Source organism: Tenacibaculum sp. Cn5-46, assembly GCF_022347705.1.
Taxonomy (GTDB): Bacteria; Bacteroidota; Bacteroidia; order Flavobacteriales; family Flavobacteriaceae; genus Polaribacter; species Polaribacter aiptasiae.
The window spans coordinates 279,210-294,647 of sequence record NZ_JAKRGD010000003.1 but is presented as its reverse complement, the minus strand read 5'-3'; the positions used below and the strand labels follow the sequence as shown (position 1 = coordinate 294,647).

Below are 15,438 nucleotides of genomic sequence, written 5' to 3'. Positions count from 1 at the left end.
ACTTAACAGTTAGTTTAGTGATTAGTTAGTTTTTAATAGTTGATTGAAAAAAGGCTCGGGATTTAGAAATCTCGAGCCTTTTTATTTTATGTAGAAATAATTTAATTCTTATTTTCTTTCTAATAAAGCCATGTAAAAACCATCAAAGCCAAATTGATGTGCTAAGACTTTATGATCTTTTACAAAAGTAAAATCTTTCCCTTCGTCAGAAGCTAAAAAGAATTCAACTTGTTGCTGATTTTCAGAAGGTAAAACAGAACAAGTAGCATAAACTAATTTCCCTCCAGGTTTTACCATTTTAGAATATTGTTGTAAAACTTTTTGTTGTACTTCTTTAATGTTATCTAAAAATTCAGGTTGTAATTTCCATTTACTATCTGGATTTCTACGAATAACACCTAAACCAGAACAAGGAGCATCAATTAATACTCTATCGGCCTTACCGTGTAACTTTTTAATTACTTTGGTAGAATCAATAACTTTAGTATCAATATTGTGAACTTTGTTTCTACGAGCTCTAATTTTTAGCTTTTTCAATTTACTTTCATAAATATCCATAGCAATAATTTGCCCTTTGTTTTTCATTAAAGAAGCTAAGTGCAATGTTTTTCCTCCAGCTCCAGCACAAGTATCCACTACTTTCATACCTGGTTCAACATCTAAATAAGAAGCTACTAACTGAGAAGAAGCATCTTGAACTTCAAAAAGTCCATTATGAAAAGCTTCAGTTTTAAATACATTAGCTCTTTCAACTAAACGTAAAGCATCATCACATCCTTTAACAAATTCAGTATCTATATTTTCAGACTTTAACTGTTTTTGTAAACTTTCTTTAGATATATTTAAAGTGTTGGTACGTAAAATAACATCTGCTTTTTTATTTAAAGCAGCAATCTCTTTCGTCCAAACTTCCTCTCCTAATTCTTGAACTCCAAGTTCATCAATCCAATCAGGAATAGATTCTCTAAATTTTCTAATCTGAGAAAGTTCATCAAATTTTCCTTTAATTCTTCTAGTTGGAGTTTCTTCAATTTGATTCCAATCTGGTAATTTAATACCTCTTAATACACACCAAACAACAAACAAACGCCAAAGGTCTGGTCTCGAATATGGAGCCTTTACATTGGCAATTTCTGCATATAATCGTTTCCATCGTACAATGTCATAAATTGTTTCAGCAACAAACTTTCTATCACGTGCTCCCCATCGCTTATCTCTCTTTAATGCTTTCTCTACAGCTTTATCAGCATAAACATCTTCATTAAAAACGTCACGCAAACTATCTATTACTGCGTAAACTAAATTTCTATGTAATCTCATTTGATGAATTTAAGAGTGCAAAGATAGTTGATTTTAATGGCTTTTTGTATTTTCGTTTTTAATGAATTTAAATCATCCAATAACATATATAAAAGGTGTTAGTGTAGCTAGAGCAGAGTTGTTATATTCTGAACTAGGTATAAGAACTTGCAATGATTTATTAAGCCTTTTTCCCTTTAGATATATTGATAAAACTCAATTTTATACAATTAATCAACTACAGCAAAATTCATCAGAAGTTCAGATAGTTGGGAAGATAAGAGGTGTTAAAACTGTAAAGCAAAAAAGAGGGAGTAGGTTAGTTGCTACATTTTATGATGCAACTGGTTCTATTGAATTAGTTTGGTTTAAGGGAGCTAAATGGATAAAGGATAGTTTAAAAATTGATACTCCTTATGTAATTTATGGAAAGCTAAACTGGTATAATAGTAATGCTAGTATGCCTCACCCAGAGATGGAAACGGTAAGAGAATATAAAAGTAAGTTGCAAATGTCTATGCAACCTGTATATCCTTCTACCGAAAAATTGACTAACAAAGGGATTAGCAATAAAATGATGCGTACTATGATTCAAAACTTGTTGCAACAGGTTTATAATAGTATTGAAGAAGCGCTTCCAACTTATATGTTAAATGAAAACCAGTTATTAGGAAAAAGAGAGTCATTATTAAATATTCATTTTCCAAAGAGTCAGGAATTATTAGCAAAAGCTCAATATAGATTAAAGTTTGAAGAACTATTTTTTATTCAAGTACAGTTGCTGCAAAAGAAGCTGATACGAAAATCAAAAATAAAAGGATATGTTTTTGAACATGTTGGTGAAGAGTTTACGAATTTTTATAATAATCACCTACCTTTTAGTTTAACCAATGCTCAGAAAAGAGTACTAAAAGAAATTCGAAAAGATGTTGGTTCTGGAGCTCATATGAATAGATTATTGCAAGGTGATGTAGGTTCTGGAAAAACAATTGTAGCGTTATTATCGATGCTAATTGCAATTGATAATGGCTATCAAGCGACCATTATGGCACCTACAGAGATTTTGGCAATTCAACATTATAATGGAATTGTTGAATTATTATCGGAAACTTCCATAAAAGTAGAGTTATTAACTGGTTCGAGTAAAACTAAAAAGCGAAGAGAAATTCATCAAGGGTTAGAAGATGGGACTTTACATATTTTAATTGGTACACACGCTATTTTAGAAGATAAAGTTCAATTTAAAAACTTAGGTATTTCTATTATTGATGAACAACATCGTTTTGGGGTTGCTCAACGTTCAAAAATGTGGCAAAAAAACGATTTACCTCCACACGTATTGGTAATGACGGCTACACCAATTCCAAGAACATTGGCAATGTCTGTGTATGGCGATTTAGATATTTCTGTAATTGATGAACTCCCTCCAGGACGTAAGGAGATTAAAACAGTTCATAGATATGATAGTAATCGTTTAGGAGTTTTTAAATTTTTAAAAGATGAAATAGCCAAAGGACGTCAAGCATATGTAGTATATCCACTAATTCAAGAATCTGAAGCAATGGATTATAAAGATTTGATGGATGGTTATGAAAGTATTGTTCGCGATTTTCCTTCTCCAAAATATCAAATCAGTATTGTTCATGGTCAAATGAAACCTGCAGATAAGGAATATGAAATGGATCGTTTTGTAAATGGTGAAACGCAAATAATGGTGGCTACTACAGTTATTGAGGTAGGGGTAAATGTACCTAATGCATCGGTAATGGTTATAGAAAGTGCTGAGCGTTTTGGTTTAAGTCAGTTGCATCAATTAAGAGGTAGAGTAGGACGTGGAGCAGAACAGAGTTATTGTATTTTATTATCCAGTTATAAATTGTCTTCAGACGGTAAAACTCGTCTGCAAACTATGGTTGATACCACAGATGGATTTAAAATTGCAGAGGTAGATTTGAAACTTCGAGGACCTGGAAATATTATGGGTACTCAACAAAGTGGTGTGCTTAATTTAAAAATTGCCGATGTAGTTAAAGATAGTCCTATTTTACATGTAGCAAGGCAAATGGCTATAAAGGTTTTACAAGAAGATCCTGCTTTGTCTAAACCAGAACACAGAGGGGTGTTAAAAACGTATACTCAGCTTCAAAAAACAAGTGGTCTTTGGAGTAATATTAGCTAATTACTTACTGAAATAGATTGAAAAAGAAAAGCCAAAGCTGTAAAGCTTTGGCTAGTAAACTAATAAAACCAAGTATTAGTATCATTAGAGTTAGCTAACTAATGAACTAATGTTTTTAGCGTGAACTATATTTTAATGTAGGCTAATAATTCTTGTTATTTTCCAGTTATTATTTTCTTTTTTCCAAATATTAATGAATTTGCTTGGTATTGATTTTTGGTTGGGCTCTTGTTTGTTAAAAAACTTATGGTATCCTATTTGAACAGCTCCATAGTTCTCAATAGGGTATACTTCTACGCTTCCTTTTATTAAAGTACGTGTAACTTTACCGCAAATATTTTTTTCTAAAGCTTCTAATAGTTCTTTTTTAGAAGTAGCTAATCCAGCTTTATCATGAAAAAACTCAATATCTTCATCTATAATATTTGCTTGTGTTTTCATATCACATGTATTGTAAGCATTAAAATAGATGCTATCCATTTTTACAATTTGGTTATGTAAATTAACATCAGCAGGTTTGTATTTAGGGATTTCTTTAATCTGTCCATTCATAAAAAATGATATAAAAAACGTATATATATAGGTTAAGATTTTTAGAAAAAAGTTTCCGTTAAAAAAGAAATCGAAAATAGCATCCATAGTTTTTTATTTTAAATTGTTACCAAGTTTTAAAGGCTAATTGACCGTCTTCGTTATAAAGTCTTCTAAATCCTTTTGGAATAGTTTCTAAAGTGTTGTTAGAAATCCTGATTTCTCCAATGTATCCATCGTTACAGTTTATTTTTAACAATACCTTGTCTATCATATTGTCTAAATCATATTTCGGATTGATAACTTCAATATCAATGTTTCTTTTGTTTTTAAACCATGTAACTAATTTTTCTAATTCATTTTTAGTTGTTTGTTTACTGATAATAAATTCAGCTTTCAAATCATTAATTGTGCTATCGAATAGAAAACTGATATCTTCATCATTATTTGAATTTCTGTCGTTTTCTTCTTCGTTACTATCATTGTTATTATAGTCACAATCTGTACATTCAAAACCTTTAGAAGTCATTTTGAAATGATGATTAGCCATATCTCTATCATAAATATCTTGAGTATTTCTAACATCGTCTAAAAATCTACGAGTTGAATTTTCAAAATAAATTGTTGTACCTTCTGGAATGAATAAAGTAGCTCTAATTTCTTCATCTTTCCACATGTTTTTATATTCACTTAAAAAGAATGCATCAAAAACAATAGTGTTGTTGGCAGATTTAAAGTTATACTGAATTGTTTCAGCATTATCGTTCGCTTTGCTTCTTCTTCTTCCTTTTGATGTTTTCTTAATTTCTATATAAGCATTTCCTGTTTCACTCTTACGAACATCAATATTAATGTCGTTAGAATATTTCATTTCTTTATCGTTAACATATACACCTACAGAATTACTTCTGTTACGTAAATTATGATTGTAATATATATTATCATCATTAACAACTCGTAGTTTTAAAGGTTCTTCTTTAGTATAAGTTATACTATGTTTAGTTACATTGGCTCCTTCATATGCATGTGTTGTAGCATATTCTATACCAGAGAAACCTACAGCTAATAATGATACTAACCATACTCCGAATAAAGTTAAGATAGCTGGAGTGCTTAGTTTTTTTACATTAGGAGATAAGATTCTTAATCCTAAGATAAATAGAACTATAAATGGAATTCCTATTAAAACAAATAAGAATATTGATAATAACCATTTAGGTAAAGTTGATCCATAGAAGAATGGAGGGTAATGAACCATATCATTATCAAAGTCCAAAAATTCTAAACTTCCAATTGAAAATATTCCTAGTAATAATGATATGATTGTTATACCTGCAATAAAGATTAGTAAAACTCCCATGAATTTTCCAAAAACTTTAAATACTGCTAGTAATATTTTGCCCATTGTATCTATAAAATCTTGAAATCCAGAAGAGGTTTTAGACTTTAATTTTTCATAATCTGCACTTGAAATTTTATCAGATAGGTCGTTAGCACCATCTTTTAGCTTTGATGATAGGTTTTCAAACTCGTTACGAATTTTTTTTTCAATGTTATCAATATTTACAGCTTCACCTTCCATCTGTAATTTTTCAGTTGTGGTCTTAGCTTCAGGTAATAATATCCAAAGGATAAAATAAGCGATAAAACCAAATCCAGCTCCAAACATTAAAACTAAAGTTAATAATCTTACCCAGATTACATCTATACCAGCATAATGAGCTAAACCAGCACAAACACCACCTAAAAATTTATCATCACCATCTCTAAAAAGTTTTTTACTAGTTCTGTTTCTTCTTTGAGAATAAGAAGTGCTATCGTTAAAACTATCTTCAGCTTCAGCATAATCTTCTGGCTGTCCCATAATAGTAATAACTTCATCAATATCACTTTCATTAACCACTTGACGAGCGTCAGTAATTCTCTCTGATAATAACTCACTAATACGTGCTTCTATGTCAGAAATAATTTCATTTTTTCCTTGAGGATCATCGCTTAAAGAACGAGAAATGGCGTCTAAATAGCGTTTTAGTTTTTGATAAGCAGTTTCATCTATATGGAAGAAAAACCCGCCTAAATTTATATTTATTGTCTTATTCATTTTTAGTTGATTTTGTACTTGTTACTTGGCTTACTGCATTTACTAAATTATTCCATGTTTTGTCTAATTCTTTTAAGAACATCCCACCGTTTTCTGTTAAAACATAGTATTTTCTTGGTGGTCCAGAGGTTGATTCTTCCCATCTATATGTTAATAATCCTGCATTTTTTAAGCGAGTTAATAACGGATAAATAGTTCCTTCAACCACAATCATTTCTGCACCTTTTAAGGTTGAAAGTATTTCAGATGTGTATGCGTCTCCTTTTTGTAAAATAGATAAGATGCAATACTCTAAAACACCTTTACGCATTTGTGCTTTTGTATTTTCTATCTTCATGTAATGCGGTTTATAGGTTATTTTATAAAATTAATTGTAAAAGGATACTTGTATTCCTCTCCTTTGTTAGCTTTCATTGCCGCAATAATAATTAAGGCAATTTTGATAAGTGTTACGATACTTACTAATGATGCTATTCCAATGAAACCAAAAAGACCATCGTAGGAATGATGTCCGCCAAAATCTACATCGATTCCTCTAAAAATATCTATAAAGTTTCCAAAGAAGAAAGAGAAGAATGAAGCACTTAGTATAAAAATATATAAGCCGAAGCTTATGTTAAAATTGACTGCTTCTTTTCCATGATTATCTAAAAATGTACTTCTTTCTTTTAAGGTTTGCCATAAGATTAAAGGAGTAATAATGCTTCCTAATGGAAAAAAGTATCCTGCGAAAGCTGATATATGTATTAAAAAAGCATTGGTATTTTCTTTGTTCTGTTGCATAATAAAATGAATTATATAATACTTGACTATGCAAATATATATCTTTTAAAAGGTATTATGCAATACATAGTACTAAAATTTAACAAAATTTAACATTTGAAATCATGAGTTTTTTTAACAAAAAAGCTGTAAATTGCCTGTAAATACTGATAAAATGAAGTTTACACCTCGAAAAATTAATTTTTTTACATTATTCAAATTACCATCTGCATATTTATGTGGAATAAGGGTAAAATCAATTTCTAATGAAAAATCTCTGGTAGGAGTTAAGCATAAATGGATTAATCAAAACCCATTTAAAAGTATGTTTTGGGCGGTTCAAGGAATGGCAGCAGAACTATCTACTGGTATTTTGGTAATGCAGGCAATTGATAACTCAGGAAAAAAAGTTTCAATGTTAGTTACCAATATGAATGCAACCTTTACTAAAAAGGCAACAGGAAAAATTAGATTTGAGTGTAATGATGGTTTGGTAATAGAAAAAGCAATTCAAAAATCTGTTGAAACAGGAGAGGGGCAAACGGTTTTAGTTACTTCTGAAGGAATTAATAAAGAAGGTATTTCTGTTTCTAAATTTGAATTTGAATGGAGTTTAAAAGTGAAAAACTAATATTATTTTAAAATTACAGTGTAACAAAAAAGAGAAACATTATTCTAATAAATAGATTAATTAAACAAAATACTTATGAATGCACATGAAATAGATTACCGCATTTTTGGAGAAGAAATGCAATATGTAGAAATTGAATTAGATCCTCAGGAAGGCGTGGTAGCTGAAGCTGGAAGTTTTATGATGATGGATTCAGCAATTAAAATGAATACTATTTTTGGTGATGGTTCAAACCAAGAAAAAGGTTTATTGGGAAAAATATTTTCTGCTGGAAAAAGAATTTTAACTGGTGAAAGTTTATTTATGACTGTTTTTACTAATGATGGTCAAGGAAAGAAACAAGTTTCATTTGCATCTCCTTATCCAGGAAAAATTATTCCAATTGATTTAACTGAGTATAATGGTAAGTTCATTTGCCAAAAAGATGCTTTTTTATGTGCTGCAAAAGGAGTTTCTATAGGTATAGAATTTTCAAAACGTTTAGGAAGAGGTTTGTTTGGAGGAGAAGGTTTTATAATGGAGAAATTGGAAGGAGATGGTATGGCATTTGTACATGCTGGAGGAACAATGGCAAAAAAGGTATTGCAACCAGGAGAAGTTTTAAAAGTAGATACTGGTTGTATTGTTGGTTTCACTCAAGATGTTGATTATGATATTGAATTTGTAGGAGGAATTAAAAATACAGTTTTTGGTGGTGAAGGTTTATTTTTTGCTACGCTTAAAGGACCGGGAACTGTTTATATTCAATCATTACCATTTAGTAGATTAGCAGGTAGAGTATTAGCTATGGCTCCACAAACAGGAAGAGGAGATAAAGGTGAAGGGAGTATTTTAGGAGGCTTAGGTGATATTATTGACGGAGATAATAGATTTTAATTACAATAAATGAGAGATATAAAAAAACCGCTTAATAGCGGTTTTTTTTATGGTGAAAAGAATTTTTTAAACTCCTAAATCATCAAATATTTTGATTAATTTTTCTCCTTGTGATGGAGCAGGAGCATTAGGGTTTACAATTTTTCCATCAGGATCAATAAGAATAAACTTAGGTAATCCTTTGATTAAGAATTTTTGAGCCCATTCTAAATCATCTTGTTTTTTTCCGCTGAATAATTGTATTCCAGTCATTTCTCTGTCAACAATAGTTTGCTTCCATTTTTCAAAGTCTCTTCTATCATCAACACTAATACTAACAAATTCAATGTTTTTTCCGTGATATTCTTCTTCTAATCTTTTTAATAAAGGAATTTCTCTTTTACAGAAAGCACACCAAGTAGCCCAAACATCAATGTATAAGTATTTTCCTTGGCCTAATAAATCATCTAAAGAAGTAGTACCTCCATTATAATTTTTGAAATTTTCAAATTTAGGAGCTGGTTGCCCCTTGGCAGTTGTTTTTAAAATGTTGTAACTTTTAGATACTTCATCTTTATGTTTCTTGTTTGTAGAATAAGCCATAAACTTGTTATAGAACTCTTTTAAATTATCAGTATAAGTAATACTGTTTTTAGCGCTAGTGTATAATAAGTCGTTTTTAGCAATTGAATCGTTAACTTCTGTTTGAACAGTTTCTAAGTAAGTTAAGTAATAGTCTTCACCGTCTTTGTTCTTCTCTTTAGCTTTCAGATCTAATAATTCTAAAAGCATTTTTCTGTATGAATACGAATTCATATAATCGTATCCGCTACTAAAATTAAAGTTTTCGGTAGGATTTGGGAAATCTTCAGAAACAACAAAATCTGAATTTCCAGTTAAAGTTCTATGGAAATCTTGGTAGTTGTTTATGTTTCTTAAATATTCATAATCAATATTTCTAACTTCATTTTTAAGGAAGTCGGCAGGTAAATTACTAGAGATAGATAACTCAGTTAAGGCATCTTTATATTCATCCATTTTATCTAAGAACTCACCTTCTTCTAATGAGAAAAGCTCATTTGCATTTACTAATATTTGAGGAAACTTAGTTCTTTTTTTAACGAAATATGCATTGATATTTTCATTGGTTCCTTCAAACTTTCCATTAAAATTACTAGGATCACCTTTTTTATAATCAAAAACAATTCCTGTGTTTACAGTATCGTTAAGGTATAAGTTAAAATGTTTTTTGTTAGTTCTTAAAGTGTAATTTCCATCTCTATCAATTCGTATAGTGTCTGAGAAAGTACCAGTCTTTTTATCGAATTTTATTTTTTTGCTAAAATTGAAGCCTTCTAAGGTGACATCTCGTTTTTTATAATTTTCAATTTTACCTGATAAAATTAAATAATCTTTTACAGGTTTTTCTTTAGTACATGAAATTATGGTAACTCCTATGAGGGCTAAAAGTACTATTCTTTTCATTGTTTAGTTTTTAAGGTGAATAAGGCGTCGAAGTTAGTTTTTTTAGTTTTTTTATCAAAGATTTTAACAAAAAAAATAAATTTTAAAAAATATTTTACGATTTAAAAGTTTGATTTTTAAACTTTTTTAGGTATATGATTGCTGTTTTTATAATTTTTATAGCAAAAACGTATTTAAAAAAGATATAGAAAAAGAAAAACCTAAGCTAGTCCAGCTTAGGTTTTTTTATGAAATATTATTCGTCTATTTCTGTTCTAGATTCTTCAGGTTTATCTCCCTTTTCAATTTTAATGACAAGTTTGTTGTCCTTTTCATTTAAATCCATAAAAATAGAATCACCTTCATCTAGTTTAGAGTTTACAATCTCTTCAGCTAAAGAATCTTCAATGTATTTTTGAATAGCTCTTTTTAAAGGTCTAGCTCCGTATTGTTTGTCGTAACCTTTGTCAGCAATATAATCTTTAGCTTTTTCGCTTAAAGTTAAGTTGTAACCTAAGTCAGAAATACGTTTTAATAATTTATCTAACTCAATATCTATAATGCTATGAATATCCTTACGTTCTAAAGAGTTGAAAATAATAACATCATCAATACGATTTAAGAATTCAGGAGCAAATGATTTTTTCAAGGCTCCTTCAATAATACTCTTAGCATGAGCATCTTCTTGGTCTTTCTTAGAAGAAGTACCAAAACCAACACCGGCACCAAATTCTTTTACTTTACGAGCACCAATATTAGATGTCATTATTATAATGGTGTTTCTAAAATCAATCTTTCTACCAAGACTATCTGTAATGTGTCCATCATCTAAAACTTGTAAAAGCATATTGAAAACATCTGGATGCGCTTTTTCAATTTCATCTAAAAGAATTACAGAGTAAGGTTTACGACGAACTTTTTCAGTTAATTGTCCACCTTCTTCATATCCTACATACCCTGGAGGTGCTCCGATAAGTCTAGAAATGGCAAACTTTTCCATGTACTCACTCATATCAATTCTAATTAACGAATCGTCAGAGTCAAATAATTCACGTGCTAATATTTTTGCTAATTGAGTTTTTCCTACACCAGTTGATCCAAGGAAAATAAATGAACCAATAGGTTTGTTAGGGTCTTTTAAACCAACTCTATTACGCTGAATAGCCTTTACAACCTTTGCTACAGCTTCATCTTGACCGATTACTTTTCCTTTAATTAAGTTTGGAAGATCAGCTAAACGATTACTCTCAGCTTCAGCTACACGGTTTACAGGAATTCCTGTCATCATTGATACTACTTCAGCTACATTATCTTCAGTAACAGTTTCTCTATGAAGTTTAGAATCCTCTTCCCATTGGTTTTGAGCTGATTCTAAGGCTGTTTCTATGTTTTTTTCGTCGTCTCTAAGCTTTGCTGCCTCTTCATATTTTTGACCGCTTACAGCCTTTGTTTTGCGTTCACGGATTTCATCTAGCTTAGATTCTAATTCTAAAATTTGTTGAGGAACAACAATGTTAGTAATATGAATCCTAGATCCAGCTTCATCTAAAGCATCAATAGCCTTGTCTGGAAGGAATCGATCAGTCATGTAACGATTGGTTAATTTTACACAAGCTTCTATTGCTTCGTCTGTAAAATCAACGTGGTGATGCGCTTCGTATTTACCTTTAATGTTATGTAAAATTTGAACAGTTTCTTCTACAGTAGTAGGATCAACAATTACTTTTTGGAAACGACGTTCTAATGCACCGTCTTTTTCAATATTAGTTCTATATTCATCTAGAGTAGTAGCACCAATACATTGAATTTCACCTCTTGCTAAAGCAGGTTTTAACATGTTTGAAGCATCTAGCGATCCAGTAGCTCCACCAGCACCAACAATTGTATGAATTTCATCTATGAATAAAATGATGTCATCATTTTTTTCAAGTTCATTCATTAAGGCTTTCATTCTTTCCTCAAATTGACCTCTATATTTTGTTCCAGCAACTAAACTTGCTAAATCAAGAGAAACAATACGTTTATCGAATAAAATTCTAGAAACTTTTCTATTTACTATTCTAAGAGCTAGTCCTTCGGCAATAGCAGACTTACCAACACCAGGTTCTCCAATTAACATTGGATTATTTTTCTTTCTTCTACTTAAAATTTGAGAAACACGCTCAATTTCTTTAATACGTCCAACAACAGGGTCTAATTTACCGCTAATAGCTAATGCTGTTAAATCACGACCAAAATTATCTAAAACTGGAGTTTTAGATTTTTTGGGTTGCTTTCCTTTAGAAGGTTGTTGTCCATAAGGATTAGATTTTTCTTCAGAAAATTCATCATCAGAAGGTGTTTCTGCCATAGGGGATAAGTAATTGTCTTCAACGTGTAGTTGTTTATATAAAGCCTTAGCTTGTTCGTAATCTACATCATACTTTTGAAGTAATTTCGTTGTAGGGTCATTTTCATTACGTAAAATACATAATAATAAATGTGCAGTATTTATAGAATTACTTTGGTATAACTTTGCTTCTAAAAATGTAGTTTTTATAGCTTTCTCTGCTTGTCTAGTAAGATGCAAACTTTTCTTTTCTACGTTAGCTACATAAGGGGTCGTAGGATTTAATTTTTCTAATTTATTACGTACCAAATCTAAATCCACATCGAAAGTAGTTAATATCTCGATGGCTTTTCCGTCTCCTTTCCTTATCAAACCTAACAATAGATGTTCAGTTCCAATAAAGTCATGCCCTAATCTTAGGGCTTCTTCTTTACTGAAAGTAATTACATCTCTAACTTGTGGTGAAAAATTATCGTCCATAAATTTTATTTGTATCTGTGTAAAGTTAGTAAGTTTTTTTCTTTAAAAATACAAAAAAGATGCCAATAGTTTTAAAAAGTTATTCTTGTCATGTTTTTTTTAAAAGAATGACAAAAATTGTTAATAAATATAGGTAAAAGAATAAAGATATTTTTTGTGTATAAATAGGTATTGTAGTATCTTGCAATGTTTTAGAAAATACGGTTTGTTTAACTGTATTTTAGAAGTGGGTTTTATCAAGTGTAAAATTCACTTTTTTGACGAAAATGAGTACTAATATTTTAAAAGAAAATATATGGCAGATGGCGAAAAGTTGATTCCTATCAATATTGAAGAACAAATGAAATCAGCTTACATTGATTATTCAATGTCAGTAATTGTATCAAGAGCATTACCAGATGTTAGAGACGGTTTAAAACCCGTTCACCGACGAGTTTTATTTGGAATGCATGAATTAGGAATTAAAGCTACAGGAGCCTATAAGAAATCAGCTAGAATTGTAGGAGAGGTATTAGGTAAGTATCACCCACATGGAGATACATCTGTATACGATTCTATGGTGCGTATGGCTCAAGATTGGAGTGTACGTTATATGATGGTTGATGGACAAGGTAACTTTGGATCGGTAGATGGAGATAGTCCTGCAGCAATGCGTTATACGGAGGTGAGAATGCAGAAGATATCAGAGGATATGTTAGCAGATATTGAAAAAGATACTGTTGATCATAAATTAAACTTTGATGATACATTAAAAGAACCTACGGTTTTACCAACTCGTATACCTAACTTATTAGTAAATGGAGCGTCTGGAATTGCAGTAGGTATGGCAACTAATATGGCGCCTCACAACTTAACAGAAGTTGTAAATGGTACCGTTGCTTATATTGATAACAGAGATATAGAAATTGATGAGTTAATGCAACACATCAAAGCTCCAGATTTTCCAACTGGAGGTATCATCTACGGTTATGATGGTGTGCGTGATGCTTTTCATACTGGTCGTGGACGTATAGTAATGCGTGGTAAGGCTACTATTGAAGAGGTAAAAGGAAGAGAATGTATTGTTGTAACTGAAATACCTTTCCAAGTTAACAAAGCAGAAATGATTAAGAAAACTGCTGAGTTAGTTAATGAAAAGAAATTAGAAGGAATTTCGAATATACGTGATGAATCAGATAGAAAAGGAATGCGTATTGTATACGTTTTAAAGCGTGATGCAATTCCTAATATCGTTTTAAATAAATTATATAAGTATACTCAATTACAAACTTCTTTTAGTGTAAACAATATTGCTTTAGTTAACGGAAGACCAGAGCAATTAAATTTAAAAGAATTAATTCACCATTTTGTTGAGCATAGACATGAAGTAGTTGTTCGTAGAACAGAATTTGAATTAAAGAAAGCTGAAGCAAGAGCCCATATTTTAGAAGGTTTAATCATAGCTTCTGATAATATTGATGAAGTAATTGCTATTATCCGTGGTTCTAGTAATGCAGACGAAGCAAGAGCCAAGTTAGTAGAGCGTTTTGAACTGACAGAAATTCAGGCAAGAGCAATTGTAGAAATGCGTTTGCGTCAGTTAACAGGACTAGAGCAAGATAAATTGCGTGCGGAGTATGATGAAATTATGATAACTATTGCTGATTTAAAAGATATTTTAGCAAATGAATCTAGACGTTATCAAATAATCAAAGACGAGTTAATTCAAATTAGAGATAAGTATGGAGATGATCGTCGTTCAGAAATAGAATATGCTGGAGGAGATATGCGTATCGAAGATATGATTCCTAACTCTAAAGTAGTAGTAACTATTTCTCATGCAGGGTATGTAAAGCGTACAAACTTAGACGAATATAAAGTTCAAAATAGAGGAGGACGTGGTCAGAAAGGAGCTACAACACGTAATGAAGATTTCTTAGAACACTTATTTGTAGGAACAAATCATCAGTACATGTTATTCTTTACTCAAAAAGGAAAAGTATTCTGGATGAGAGTTTATGAGATACCAGAAGGAGGGAAGAATACCAAAGGTAGAGCAATCCAAAACCTTATTAATATTGAACAAGATGATAAGGTAAAAGCATTCTTGGTTACTGGAGACTTAAAAGATGAAAGTTATATCAACAGTCACTATGTGATTATGGCAACTAAGAGAGGTCAAGTAAAAAAGACACCTTTAGAGCAATATTCACGTCCAAGAACAAACGGTATCAATGCGATTACAATTAAAGAAGGTGATGAATTATTAGAAGCAAAGTTAACTACTGGTGATAGCCAAGTAATGTTAGCGTTAAAGTCTGGTAAATCAATCCGATTTGAAGAAGCTAAAACTAGACCAATGGGAAGAACTGCATCTGGGGTAAGAGGAATTACCTTAATGCATGAGAATGATGAAGTAGTGGGTATGGTTGCAGTAAATGATATGGATAGTAATATTTTAGTGGTTTCTGAAAAAGGTTACGGAAAGCGTTCTAAATTAGAAGACTATCGTATTACTAACCGTGGAGGAAAAGGAGTTAAAACTTTAAATATATCAGAAAAAACAGGAGAATTAGTAGCGATTAAAAATGTTGATGATTCGAATGATTTAATGATTATTAATAAATCCGGACTTACTATTCGTTTGGCTGTTGAAGATTTACGTGTTATGGGACGTGCAACACAAGGAGTTAGATTGATTAACATTAAAGGTAAAGATAGTATTGCAGCCGTAGCAAAAGTTATGCATGAAAAAGAAGAAAATGAAAATGGCATGGAAATTGAAAATCAAGAATCAAACGAAAGTCAAGAACAACAATAAATAAACT

General features: G+C 30.9%; 11 protein-coding genes. 4 read left to right on the top strand and 7 right to left on the bottom strand.

The genetic code is table 11. The features are described 5' to 3' along the window. Positions 1 to 108: 108 nt before the first annotated feature. Positions 109 to 1,320 carry an RsmB/NOP family class I SAM-dependent RNA methyltransferase gene (locus tag MHN29_RS08010; protein ID WP_235273990.1) on the bottom strand — a complete coding sequence of 404 codons (1,212 nt, stop codon included), beginning with the start codon at positions 1,318 to 1,320 and terminating at the stop codon, positions 109 to 111. A gap of 61 nt (positions 1,321 to 1,381) precedes the next feature. Here MHN29_RS08010 and recG point away from each other — a divergent pair, with 61 nt between their 5' ends. Next, positions 1,382 to 3,478, top strand: a complete 2,097-nt coding sequence (gene recG, locus MHN29_RS08005) for an ATP-dependent DNA helicase RecG (RefSeq protein WP_235273989.1) — start codon at positions 1,382 to 1,384, stop codon at positions 3,476 to 3,478. A gap of 132 nt (positions 3,479 to 3,610) precedes the next feature. Here recG and MHN29_RS08000 read toward each other — a convergent pair whose 3' ends face one another. Genes MHN29_RS08000 through MHN29_RS07985 form a run of 4 tightly spaced genes read right to left on the bottom strand, consistent with a single transcriptional unit; the run spans position 3,611 to position 6,893 of the window. Beyond that, positions 3,611 to 4,117 (bottom strand): nuclear transport factor 2 family protein, encoded by a 507-nt coding sequence (locus tag MHN29_RS08000; RefSeq protein ID WP_235273988.1) that lies wholly within the window; start codon positions 4,115 to 4,117, stop codon positions 3,611 to 3,613. A 19-nt stretch (positions 4,118 to 4,136) separates the two neighbouring features. Continuing rightward, entirely contained in the window at positions 4,137 to 6,110 is a 1,974-nt protein-coding gene (locus MHN29_RS07995) for a PspC domain-containing protein (protein ID WP_235273987.1), read from the bottom strand. Further along, positions 6,103 to 6,447 (bottom strand): PadR family transcriptional regulator, encoded by a 345-nt coding sequence (locus MHN29_RS07990; protein WP_150899139.1) that lies wholly within the window; start codon positions 6,445 to 6,447, stop codon positions 6,103 to 6,105. Before MHN29_RS07990 ends, MHN29_RS07995 begins: the two co-directional genes overlap by 8 nt. 17 nt (positions 6,448 to 6,464) lie before the next feature. Beyond that, on the bottom strand, positions 6,465 to 6,893 hold the full coding sequence (locus tag MHN29_RS07985; RefSeq protein ID WP_150899138.1) for a DUF4870 domain-containing protein: 429 nt from the start codon (positions 6,891 to 6,893) through the stop codon (positions 6,465 to 6,467). A 154-nt stretch (positions 6,894 to 7,047) separates the two neighbouring features. Here MHN29_RS07985 and MHN29_RS07980 point away from each other — a divergent pair, with 154 nt between their 5' ends. Together MHN29_RS07980 and MHN29_RS07975 are read left to right on the top strand one after the other, a co-directional pair. Further along, a complete protein-coding gene (locus MHN29_RS07980; RefSeq protein WP_235274183.1) occupies positions 7,048 to 7,503 on the top strand; it encodes a DUF4442 domain-containing protein in 456 nt (151 codons plus the stop codon). A gap of 75 nt (positions 7,504 to 7,578) precedes the next feature. Then, positions 7,579 to 8,379, top strand: a complete 801-nt coding sequence (locus MHN29_RS07975) for a TIGR00266 family protein (protein WP_150899137.1) — start codon at positions 7,579 to 7,581, stop codon at positions 8,377 to 8,379. A gap of 66 nt (positions 8,380 to 8,445) precedes the next feature. Here MHN29_RS07975 and MHN29_RS07970 read toward each other — a convergent pair whose 3' ends face one another. After that, positions 8,446 to 9,843, bottom strand: a complete 1,398-nt coding sequence (locus tag MHN29_RS07970) for a TlpA disulfide reductase family protein (RefSeq protein ID WP_235273986.1) — start codon at positions 9,841 to 9,843, stop codon at positions 8,446 to 8,448. A gap of 235 nt (positions 9,844 to 10,078) precedes the next feature. Continuing rightward, a complete protein-coding gene (locus MHN29_RS07965; RefSeq protein ID WP_235273985.1) occupies positions 10,079 to 12,631 on the bottom strand; it encodes an ATP-dependent Clp protease ATP-binding subunit in 2,553 nt (850 codons plus the stop codon). Positions 12,632 to 12,926: 295 nt separating this feature from the next. On the opposite strand from MHN29_RS07965, the gene gyrA reads away from it, so the two are divergent. After that, positions 12,927 to 15,431: a DNA gyrase subunit A gene (gene gyrA, locus MHN29_RS07960; protein WP_235273984.1), complete on the top strand. Its 2,505-nt coding sequence runs from the start codon at positions 12,927 to 12,929 to the stop codon at positions 15,429 to 15,431. Positions 15,432 to 15,438: the final 7 nt, after the last annotated feature.